Here is a 10,423-nt window from a genome sequence, read left to right on the forward strand (position 1 = left end):
ACTCTTTTTGATTTGGATTACAATACGCGAACCGCAAAGGATGGCGCGAAGTAACTGGAAATCGAAGAAATTTTGACGTTTTCGCCAGGTTGTGGTGCGGCGATATATTGGTTGCCGCCAAGGTAAATGGCCACGTGATAAGTGGACCCGCGAGAACCCCAGAAAAGCAAGTCCCCAACCGACAAGTTGTTCAACGAAACCACAGTGCCTGAGTATTCTTGGGCGCCGGTGTAGCCGCCGATCTCTTTGCCAGCCCCATAAAGGTAAGCGTAATGCGCCAACCCAGAGCAATCAAAGCTGTTAGGGCCTTTGCCGCCCCAAACATATGGCTTGCCAAGTTGGGCTTTGGCCACATTGATCACCGCCGCAATGCGAGCCGCACGCGAGCTGTTAGCAACAGGCGCTGGTGTTGCAGTCGCTTTAGCCGGCGTCGCCACTTTAGCTGGCGTTGACGTTGTGGTTTTAGCTGGCGTCGCCACTGTAGTTGCGGCTTTTGGTGTAGCCGTTGCGGTTGTCGTCGTCGTGGCTTTGCTACTGTTGGCAGTGCCTTGAGCACCAAAGAAGCGACCAGAAACAAAGTTACCATCGCTTAATTGGTACCAAGTTTCGCCATTGGCAGTGGTGGTGCCCACAGCAGTAACAGTCGTGCCTGGGTTCAAGTACTTGCCAGCGGCTTGCGCATAACTAGCAGACTTCCATTCAGTGACCACAGAATCTGTGTAAGTCACTTTCAAGGTTTGCGTAGTCGTCGCAGTAGTCGCACTAGTTGCCGGGGTCGCAGTGCTTTGCGCAGCGGCTGGGGTGCTAGTGGCTTGGGCTGTCGTCGCGGCAGTCGTCGCAGGCGCAGCAGTCGTGGTTTTGGCTGCAGCGGCAGCATTAGCCGCAGTGGTTGCGGTATCTTCAGCAGTGGTACCAGTGGTGGTGCTGGTGGTATCAGCGGCAGCAGGCGCTGCCGGTGCCGTGGTTGCAGCTTGAGTTGCCGTAGCGGCGGCTTTGGCTGGTTGGGCCACAGTGGCAGTTTGAACGCTACCAGCTTTAGCGGCAAAACGAGCTGGTACATAACCGCCGTTAGACAGTTTGTACCAAGTTTCGCCGTTTGCTTGCACTGTGGAAACCGCAGTTGCACTGGCATCGCTAGTTAAGTACTTGCCTGAAGCATCGGAATAGTTGGTGCTGTTCCAAATGGTCACAGCGCCTTCAGTATAAGTGGCTTCAACTTGGAAAGTCCCAGTGGCAGTGGTGGTGCTTGGCGTTTTGACGTTCGCCGTGCTGGTCGCAGCAGGCGCTGCACCATCCACTTGGAGGTAGAGTTCAGGGATCCACTCGTTGGTCCCGATTTGATACCAAACCGTACCGTTGACGGTTTTTTGGCCGACAACTGCGATGGACTGGTCTTTGACTACGTAACGTTGGACCGTGTTGAATGCTGGTGTTTGCCAAACAGTGGTCGCACCTTCTGCATAGGTGACGGTACCAGTCGATGCGCTAACAGTATTTGGCGCAGCGGCTAATGTGGCAGCACCTGCAACCCCAGCTAAACCTGCAGCGATCGCAAAGGCCTTTTTTGACTCTGTCATCTAGATTCCTCCAATCAAAACTTAAGGACACTTTTAATAGCTTAAATTTTCTTAAATAGATAGTTTTAGAATAGCACCATCGCGGCGTTTGCACACCCGAATGCCTGTTCGCAAACCGTTAAGTGCGCATACAAAAAGCCGACAACACGCGGCGGACCACGGCTGTCGGCGAAATATTACAATCCCTTTACAACTGCAAATGCAAGCGCGATCATGTCGTCAAAACTGGTTTGCCGCTCGATCGCGGTAGTTTCTTCGCCAGTGATCAAATGGTTAGACACGGTTAAAATGGCTAACGCTTGGCGATGATACTTTCTGGCCAACAGATAAAGTGCAGGCGTTTCCATTTCTGTTGCCAATACGCCATATTTGATCAGCTTGTGCCGATCCATTTCATCATTATAAAAACGATCTTCGCCAAGCACATTCCCGACTTGTACCGATAAACCTTGCGCTTGGGCTTGATGGTAGGCCGCATCCAAAAGCTCAAAGTCTGCCAGCGGGGCAAAATACATCCCTGCCCCAAAAGTATTGAGAATGATCGACGAATCTGTCGTTGACCCTTGCGCCAGCAACACATCGCGCACTTGAACCTCTGGGCTCAAGCCCCCTGCCGTACCCACGCGGATCAACACTTGCACATCATAATCCACCATCAATTCAGTGGCATAAATACTCATCGATGGGATCCCCATGCCAGTGGCTTGTACCGACACGCGTACCCCTTCAAAATAGCCAGTATAGCCAAATGCATTGCGCACCGTATTGTAGCATTTGGTGTTGGTCAAATACGTTTCGGCAATATACTTGGCGCGCAGTGGATCACCTGGTAATAATACGACTTTGGCGATCGCTGATTGTGGGGCATCAATATGCGTACTCATCCTTTTGCCTCCTATTGTAATTGGCTGAGAAATGACTGACCAAATTCGCCTGCTGGCACCTCAAAGTTATCCAAAACAGTGGCCCCAAGGTCGGCAAATGGGCTGCGGATGCCTAAGTCGCCTGAGCTGGTGAAACTGGGACTGTATGCGACCAACGGGACATATTCGCGGGTATGATCCGTGCCTTTAAACGTCGGGTCATTGCCATGATCTGAGGTGATCAATAACAAATCGTCTGGTTGCATCGCCTTGAGCAATTCGCCTAAACGCTGATCAAATGCCATCAGCGCTTCGCCGTCGCCTTGAGGATTGCGGCGGTGCCCATACATCGCGTCAAAATCGACCAAATTCGTGAAAATGAACCCGTCACGCTTGGACTTCACTGCCTTGATGGTTTGCACCATGCCGTCATCATTGGATACGGTATGCACCCCATCATCTAAGCCGATCCCAGAAAAAATGTCATTGATCTTGCCGATACCGTAAGTGGCAATGCCAGCTTGTTGCAAGCGATCAAGATCCGTTTTGGCAGTGGGCTTTAAAGTGTAGTCATGACGATCAGACGTGCGGGTAAAGTTCGCCGCTGAATCGCCGACATAAGGCCGCGCGATCACCCGGCCGATGTGATACTCGTCAATGGTGATCCTGCGGGCATATTCGCAAATGCGATACAACTCCTCAAGCGGGATCACTGCCGTGTTGGCCGCGATCTGCAAAACCGAATCGCCTGACGTATACACGATCAAATCGCCGGTTTGAAGCTGTTGTTCGCCATATTTTTTGATCACTTCAGTCCCAGAATAAGGCAGATTGACGATCACATGGCGCTTTGAGAAAGCTTCGATTTTGTGGATCAACGCATCTGGAAAGCCTGCCGGGAAAAAGCCTAGTGGTTGCGTCACTGGCAAGCCCATCATTTCCCAATGGCCATCCATGGAGTCTTTGCCAGCTGAGATCTCAAACATTTTGCCATAATAGCCTTGCGGGTGCGCCACTGGCCCCACCCCTAAAATCGGGCGCGGGCGTTGGATATTGCCTAGGCCCAAATGTTGCCAGTTGGGCAAACACAAGTCCCCATCAAAATCATCCCCGATATGGCCTAAGGTATCGGCGCCAACATCATGATATTTAGCGGCATCAGGCGCTTCGCCGATGCCGATAGAATCTGTCACGATCGCGATCACGCGGTTAAATTTGCTCATGTTTTGCCTCCTGTAATATCGTGACCCCAGCACTGGCGCCGATGCGCGTGGCCCCAGCGGCGATCAAGGCTTTGACTTGCGCATACGAGTGGATGCCGCCAGCGGCTTTGACGCCTAAGCGTGTACCCACCGCTTGTTTCATCAATACCACGTCATGCACCGTGGCGCCGCCTTTGGCAAAGCCAGTTGAGGTTTTGACGAAATCAGCATCTGCTTGCTCTGCCAGTTCGCAGGCGCGCACTTTTTGCGAGTCGGTCAATAACGCCGCTTCAATGATCACTTTCAACAACGCGCCTTTGGCATGAGTCGCTTCGGCCACGGCTTGGATGTCGGCTTTGACTTGGTCGTCATGGCCGAACTTCAATTCCCCGATATTGAGCACCATGTCGATTTCACTGGCGCCTTCGTCCAGCGCGTGATTGGCTTCAGCCACTTTCACAAAAGTGGTATTGGCCCCTAGCGGAAAGCCGATCACGGTGCAAACTTTCACGTCGGTGCCACGCAAAGCCGCATGGGCGCGCGGCACCCAATAAGGATTGACGCACACGCTGGCAAAACCGTACGCTTTGGCTTGTGAGATCACGGTATCGATCTGCGCTTGCGTGGCGTCTGGGGCTAACAACGTTTGGTCGATATATTTGGCAAGACTCAACATGTAATCGCTCCCTTTTGCTGATTTGCCTTAAGCATACCATGAAACACCCGCCTTTTGAAAAAGATCCCCAGCAAAGTGTGGCAAATGGTATGCTAAAGCTATTATCACACCTGGGAGGATATCATGGACATCACGGTTTTAAGAACGTTACAAGCGTTGACTGCAGTCGAACGCCAACAACAACACAGTCACATCGTTGCCGATGATATCCCACCAGCTGCCATCGACACCCACGCCACGACGGCCACACAAATGCCAGTGTTGAATGATTATTTCTTTAATAACTGCAGTGTCAGTATTCGCAAACATAACCGTTTTGCAGATTATCCGCTACATACCCATCAATTTTTTGAGATCAATTATATGTTGCGCGGGGACGCTGATGAAGTGGTCGACGGCCAAGCGCTGCATTTAAGCCAAGGCGACGTGTTGTTGTTGGATATCGGCAGCCAACATGCGATCAAAGCCTTGGGTCCCAATGACTTAATGATCAATGTGTTATTTCGCGACCGTAATTTATCGCTGGATTTTTTGAATCAATTGCAAGCGCAAAAAAGTGTGTTTTATGATTTTTTGTTGAACCATGCGCAAACTTCGCAAAGTCGCCACTTATTGTTTGTCGCCCAACCGACTGCTGAACCCGAGATCCAAACCACATTAGACACGCTGATCAGTGAATATTATCAACATCGCGCTTTTGCCGATACCATCATTGAAGCGCAACTGACGATTTTGATCGCGCTGTTGGTGCGTCATTACCCGACTCCAGCCCAACAGCTGACGCCTAGCGAAGAATTGGCGATGCGCATGCTCAATGAGATCCGCAGCCATTATCAACACCTCACATTAAGCGACTTGGCTGACAAATTTGCTTACAACAAGAACTATTTAAGTAACTTATTCACCAAAGTCGTCGGTAAACCATTTAGCGTGGTGTTGACTCAAGAGCGCTTATTGCGCGCACATGACTTGATCCAAAACACCAGCACGCCGATTTCTGAGATCTGTTTGGCGGTGGGCATTCGCAACAAAAGCTTTTTCTACCATAAATATCACGAACAATTCGGCCATGCCCCGATCCTTGACCGCCAAGATCCCAGGCACTCGTCATTCATTGAGCAACTGTAAATATGTCCCATCACAGTTTGACCTGAACTGTTCATTTTGGCTTGAAAACAGTTGGCATCGGTGAATTCTGCTGTTTCAGCGGTGAATCGATGCCGGAACATATGATGTGGCAAATAATGTAAGCGCTTGATTAATTGGGAATTCGTGAAATAATGAACGTTGTAAACCAATCTAGGAGGTTCTCCATTCATGAAAATTAAAGCAGCTGTGGTTGAAAAGCAAAATGATCCGTTCGTGATCAAAGATGACGTTGAATTAGCACCCATGGGCCCAGATGATCTCCAAGTGCATATGGTCGCCAGTGGCATTTGCCACTCTGATGAAGCTTTGCGCATCGGGGATGCGGTGATCGACTATCCGATCGTGTTAGGGCATGAAGGCTCTGGGATCGTTGAAAAAGTCGGCCCAGAAGTCACTCAGTTCAAGCCTGGCGATCATGTGGTGCTGTCATTTTACGCTTGTGGCCAATGCAAGTCTTGTTTAAAAGGCATCCCAACACAATGTGAGAACTACGCGCACAACAACTTGTCAGGCGTGCGGCCAGATGGCTCCAGCCACTTCACTGAAGATGGCAAGCATGTCGCTGATATGTTCGACCAATCCAGTTTCACCACCACCACAGTCGTGCGCGAGCGCAACGCGGTCAAAGTGCCAAAAGAACTCGACTTGCGCAAACTCGGCCCGCTGGGTTGCGGCTATGTGACTGGTTCTGGCACCGTTTTGAACACCTTGAAGCCAAAGCCTGGTGACACCATTGCCGTATTTGGTACTGGCGCGGTTGGCCTAGCTGCCATGATGGCTGGCAAGATCTCTGGTTGTGTCAAAGTCATCGGCATCGATATCGTCGATTCTCGCTTGGCTTTAGCCAAAGAACTTGGTGCCACTGATGTGATCAACTCCAAAGATGTTGATGTCGTCAAAGCCGTTAAAGATCTAACTGACGGTTATGGTGTTGACTGGGCTGTCGATACCACTGGTGTCACTGCAGTCATGGAAAACTCCATCAAAGTCTTAGCTCAAGGCGGCACCACGGCCACGATCGCCGTTACCCCACATCATATCGATGTCGACACTTGGAACGACTTGTGCGTAGACGACAAGAAGATCGTCGGCGTCAACATGGGCGATTCCATTCCGCAAATCGATGTCCCTCGCTTGATCCAATTCTACCAAGCTGGCCAATTTGATTTTGATAAGACGGAAAAGTTCTACAAATTCGATCAAATCAACGAAGCCAACGCCGATTCTCGTTCTGGTAAAACCATCAAGCCAGTCTTAGTCATTGATGAAGATTATGTGCCTGGTAAATAACTGAACCAAACAAAAGTCGCCACCCCGATGCATGCCTACGTGCAAAGGAGTGGCGACTTTTTGATCACGTAACAAATCAGTCATCGATCACTTGGACATCCCAAGTTTGACTGCCTTGATCCACTAGCGCTTCTAAACGCCCAAATAGCACCAATAACCACCCAAACGCCAAAACAAACGCTTGGATCTCAAAGCTGGTCAAACTCGGCCAACCAAACCAGCGAAACCCGAAGTTCAACACCAATAATGCTACCGCCACCACATAAGAAGCCCCGAGAAATTCTGGTGTCACTTCCGGCAACAGCCAACGGCACCCGACGATCAATCCAGCCACCAAAAACACCAGCATGCCTGCCGCTTGGTCATGCAACAAATGCGACGCGGCGTTATTGGGAAACAACCCGATACAGCCCAGATCCACGCCGATCAGCGTCAACATGATGCGCATGGTCCATAGTTTCCAAGAGCGCGGATACCGCGCTTCTAGTGACACAAACAAGGTATCGACTAACGCGACAAATAATAATGCTGACAAGATCAAGGTCACATTGAACTGCCAAGCTTGGCTGGCCATATCCGTTCCTAAAAAACTCAAGTTATGTTGCCACCAGCGGCGTGTGTTGTTGGTCGCCATGGCGATCACCATTCCTGACACGATCACCACTAACAGTAAGTTGGCCAACATACTGGTATCAAGGGTGATCGCCGCTTGCATCATAAACGCCGCTACGACCAACATAAACAGCCAAAAGATCAGCACTGCAGTGATCCGGTCAAAACTAGCACCTGGAAATAACTGTCCCAACAACCAAAAGCCGCCGACTAGCGCCAACCCTAACATGATCGTCAGTGCCCCAGTGATCACTGGGAAATTGCGCCAATAGATCCTCGGCACCGTTTTGGCGCGCTGAGCTTGAATGAAAAAGCCTGCAAATAAGATCATGCCAGCCACCAAGCCAACGCCGATCACAAAACTCCCTAATGAGACCCCGCCAGATAACGGTAGCACGTGGATATCTTGTGTGACCCAGTACACATAAACCCCTAGGCTCAACACCACTGATACCACCAATGGCAACAACCACAAGAAACGATTGGCCGAAACGCGCGCCGCAAGCTTAGGTTGTAACACCAAGCGACCATTTTTCACGCTCATTTCCATCGGGGTATTCGCGGTGACCCCTAACTGTTCACATACCGCTTTTGGCAAGTGCAAAGCCAACGCTGTGTCTGTTTTCTTCAACTTGATACCTCCGATCCCAGGATCCATTCTAGCAAAGTTTCGCCAACAAAGAAAAAGGCTTCATCTCAACAGACGAAACCTCCAAAGCATTATTCTCGCTTCAAGCCTAAACGTTTCACGGCAAACAGCGCGCCGACGATCAAAGGCGTCAAGATCATGGCGCCGATAGCTTCTGGCACCCCGTTGGCGGCGATCACGCCCATCAACACTTTTAACAAACCGCTGGACGTCACGCCATATGCTTTAGCGACTGGGCCGGTATAAAGCCAACCCATCAGCCCTAATACCAAAACCGTATTGGTCAACGCCCCTAAGCCTGCCGCGATCACGCTGGCGACAGTTTGGTTGTGGAAGCGATGATATAACCCGGTGAATACCGCGCCGGCGACTAAGCCGACTAACACCCGCGGCACCACGGAAATGATCGGATTGGTGAAAACGATCGGATCAAGCGGGGATGTCGGTGCCGTTAACGCGCGGAAAATGGTAAAAAGCCCCCACATCAAGCCGACAAACATCCCATCCCAAGGGCCTAACACGATCGCCGCCACGATCACGGTGATATGAATGATCGTCAAACTCATGAAACCTAAAGGAATATACCCGAGCATTGGCACCATCGTTTGCAAAATGATCAACGCCGTCAATAATGCCAGCAAGGTGATGCGTGAGGCTTTTGAGCGCTTGTGCATAATTCTTCCTCCCGAAAAATAACAATTGTGCGACTATTATCGCACAACGATGCTTATTTTTCATCTTTAATTTGTTTAGGGGGTCGACAAAATTTGGTCCAAAAAATCACGCCTGCGCAACCGCAAGCGTGATCGTCTACTAATTCCAATCAGGGTCTTTGGCGATCGGCAAGCGATCCCAGAAGTCTGCTTTATTGGTTTGGCGGCTACGGGCAATGCCCATCGCGTGGAATGGCACATCTTTGGTGATGGTCGAGCCTGCCGCGACAAACGAGTGGTCAGCCAGATCAACTGGCGCCACAATATTGGAGTTGGAGCCGATAAACGACTTGTCGCCAACATTGGAATGGAACTTTTGCACGCCGTCGTAGTTGACGAACACCACGCCACAGCCGACATTGATATCTGAGCCTAAGGTGGCATCGCCGACATAACTTAAATGACCCAGCTTAGTGCGCGCCCCAAGGGTCGCTTTTTTGACTTCACAGAAGTTGCCGATATGCACGTCTTCGCCGATATCGGATTGTGGCCGCAAATGGGAGTTCGGGCCGATATTGGAGCCTTTGCGCATGATCGCGTCTTCGATCGTGGAGCTGGTGATGGTGACATTGTCTTCGATCGTCGCATCGATCAATTCAGAATGCGTGCCGACGACACAGTTAGACCCGATCGTGGTATGACCTTTCAAATAAACGCCAGGTTCAATGATCGTGTCGTTGCCGATTGTGACATCTGCATCGATATACGTGGTGTCAGGATCGACCATAGTCACGCCGTTTTTCATGTGGGCGACATTGATGCGCCGTTGCATCACTTTCGTCGCGGCAGCCAACGCCACGCGGTCGTTGACGCCCATGGATTCTGAAAAATCGTCCATGGTGTACGCGCCGATGGCTTCACCTTGCGCCTTTAAAATACCGATTACATCTGGCAAGTAATATTCGCCTTGCGCGTTGTCGTTGCCCACTTGATGCAAGGTCTTGAACAGCGTTTGGTTGTCGAACACATAAACGCCAGTGTTGATCTCATGCACTGCAGCTTCTTTTGGCGTGGCGTCTTTTTGTTCCACGATTTTTTCCACATTGCCGTCAGCGTTGCGGATCACGCGGCCATAGCCAAATGGGTCTGGGGCATTAGCCGTCAAAACCGTCGCCAAAACGCCTGCTTGTTCATGATAAGCAAACAGTTTTTCAAAGGTGTCTGCGGTAAACAATGGGGTATCGCCGCTTGCGATCAAGGTGATGCCGTCTTTGTCGCCTAATAAGGGTTCAGCTTGTAATACCGCATGGCCGGTGCCAAGCTGTTCCGCTTGTAAAACGAATTGGGTCCGGTCGCCAAGGGCCTTTTCGACTGCTTCGGCGCCATGGCCAACGACGGTGACAATTTGATCTTGATGGGTTTGTTCCACTTGGGTCAACACGTGGTCGACCATGGGCTTGCCACAAACTTGGTGCAATACCTTATACAATGAAGACTTCATCCGCGTGCCTTTACCAGCCGCAAGAATGATCGTGAATTTAGCAGACATGATGTGCTCCTTTAACTTTCGTGTATAGCTCCATCATAGCCAATCAAAGCCTGACTGACAAGAAAAGCATTGGGGTGTATGTGTCAAGTTTTTCTCGGTTCCAGTAAATTGAGTTCCAAATGATAGGTTCTATCCGACCTGATTAAGTGACGCTGCCAATTTGGCCAACCCTGAGCTTGCTACACCTTGAGTGGAGATGACTC

9 protein-coding genes are annotated in these 10,423 nt (G+C 50.5%); 2 read left to right on the plus strand and 7 right to left on the minus strand.

What is annotated here, in order from left to right:
- Positions 1-17: 17 nt before the first annotated feature.
- The 4 genes from ACKTSG_RS06900 to deoC form a co-directional block, all read right to left on the minus strand.
- On the minus strand, positions 18-1,577 hold the full coding sequence (locus tag ACKTSG_RS06900; RefSeq protein WP_407893256.1) for a C40 family peptidase: 1,560 nt from the start codon (positions 1,575-1,577) through the stop codon (positions 18-20).
- Between the two features lie 176 nt (positions 1,578-1,753).
- Positions 1,754-2,461 (minus strand): purine-nucleoside phosphorylase, encoded by a 708-nt coding sequence (deoD, locus tag ACKTSG_RS06905; protein ID WP_407893258.1) that lies wholly within the window; start codon positions 2,459-2,461, stop codon positions 1,754-1,756.
- Between the two features lie 11 nt (positions 2,462-2,472).
- Complete coding sequence (locus ACKTSG_RS06910; RefSeq protein WP_407893260.1) at positions 2,473-3,663, minus strand: phosphopentomutase; 1,191 nt, start codon at positions 3,661-3,663, stop codon at positions 2,473-2,475.
- The gene (deoC, locus tag ACKTSG_RS06915; RefSeq protein ID WP_407893262.1) at positions 3,650-4,318 is read right to left on the minus strand and encodes a deoxyribose-phosphate aldolase; all 669 of its coding nucleotides are present in this window, start codon (positions 4,316-4,318) and stop codon (positions 3,650-3,652) included. The genes ACKTSG_RS06910 and deoC overlap by 14 nt, the downstream gene beginning before the upstream one ends.
- A 123-nt stretch (positions 4,319-4,441) precedes the next feature.
- Between deoC and ACKTSG_RS06920 the strand changes: the two genes are divergently transcribed.
- A complete protein-coding gene (locus ACKTSG_RS06920; RefSeq protein WP_407893264.1) occupies positions 4,442-5,446 on the plus strand; it encodes an AraC family transcriptional regulator in 1,005 nt (334 codons plus the stop codon).
- Between the two features lie 189 nt (positions 5,447-5,635).
- Entirely contained in the window at positions 5,636-6,757 is a 1,122-nt protein-coding gene (locus ACKTSG_RS06925) for an NAD(P)-dependent alcohol dehydrogenase (protein WP_407893266.1), read from the plus strand.
- 76 nt (positions 6,758-6,833) lie between these two features.
- Here ACKTSG_RS06925 and ACKTSG_RS06930 read toward each other — a convergent pair whose 3' ends face one another.
- The 3 genes from ACKTSG_RS06930 to glmU all read right to left on the minus strand — a co-directional run bounded on the left by ACKTSG_RS06930 (position 6,834) and on the right by glmU (position 10,220).
- The gene (locus ACKTSG_RS06930) at positions 6,834-8,000 is read right to left on the minus strand and encodes an AbrB/MazE/SpoVT family DNA-binding domain-containing protein (RefSeq protein ID WP_407893268.1); all 1,167 of its coding nucleotides are present in this window, start codon (positions 7,998-8,000) and stop codon (positions 6,834-6,836) included.
- 89 nt (positions 8,001-8,089) lie between these two features.
- Positions 8,090-8,692 carry an ECF transporter S component gene (locus ACKTSG_RS06935; RefSeq protein WP_407893270.1) on the minus strand — a complete coding sequence of 201 codons (603 nt, stop codon included), beginning with the start codon at positions 8,690-8,692 and terminating at the stop codon, positions 8,090-8,092.
- 139 nt (positions 8,693-8,831) lie between these two features.
- A complete protein-coding gene (glmU, locus tag ACKTSG_RS06940; protein ID WP_407893272.1) occupies positions 8,832-10,220 on the minus strand; it encodes a bifunctional UDP-N-acetylglucosamine diphosphorylase/glucosamine-1-phosphate N-acetyltransferase GlmU in 1,389 nt (462 codons plus the stop codon).
- Positions 10,221-10,423 lie beyond the last annotated feature (203 nt).

The organism is Lacticaseibacillus salsurae, assembly GCF_045862175.1.
Taxonomy (GTDB): Bacteria; Bacillota; Bacilli; order Lactobacillales; family Lactobacillaceae; genus Lacticaseibacillus; species Lacticaseibacillus salsurae.

Bases quoted from the DNA above. Each gene is read 5' to 3' on its own strand.
- ACKTSG_RS06900 (WP_407893256.1), bottom strand. From the start codon at position 1,577: ATGACAGAGTCAAAAAAGGCCTTTGCGATCGCTGCAGGTTTAGCTGGG.
- deoD (WP_407893258.1), bottom strand. From the start codon at position 2,461: ATGAGTACGCATATTGATGCCCCACAATCAGCGATCGCCAAAGTCGTA.
- ACKTSG_RS06910 (WP_407893260.1), bottom strand. From the start codon at position 3,663: ATGAGCAAATTTAACCGCGTGATCGCGATCGTGACAGATTCTATCGGC.
- deoC (WP_407893262.1), bottom strand. From the start codon at position 4,318: ATGTTGAGTCTTGCCAAATATATCGACCAAACGTTGTTAGCCCCAGAC.
- ACKTSG_RS06920 (WP_407893264.1), top strand. From the start codon at position 4,442: ATGGACATCACGGTTTTAAGAACGTTACAAGCGTTGACTGCAGTCGAA.
- ACKTSG_RS06925 (WP_407893266.1), top strand. From the start codon at position 5,636: ATGAAAATTAAAGCAGCTGTGGTTGAAAAGCAAAATGATCCGTTCGTG.
- ACKTSG_RS06935 (WP_407893270.1), bottom strand. From the start codon at position 8,692: ATGCACAAGCGCTCAAAAGCCTCACGCATCACCTTGCTGGCATTATTG.
- glmU (WP_407893272.1), bottom strand. From the start codon at position 10,220: ATGTCTGCTAAATTCACGATCATTCTTGCGGCTGGTAAAGGCACGCGG.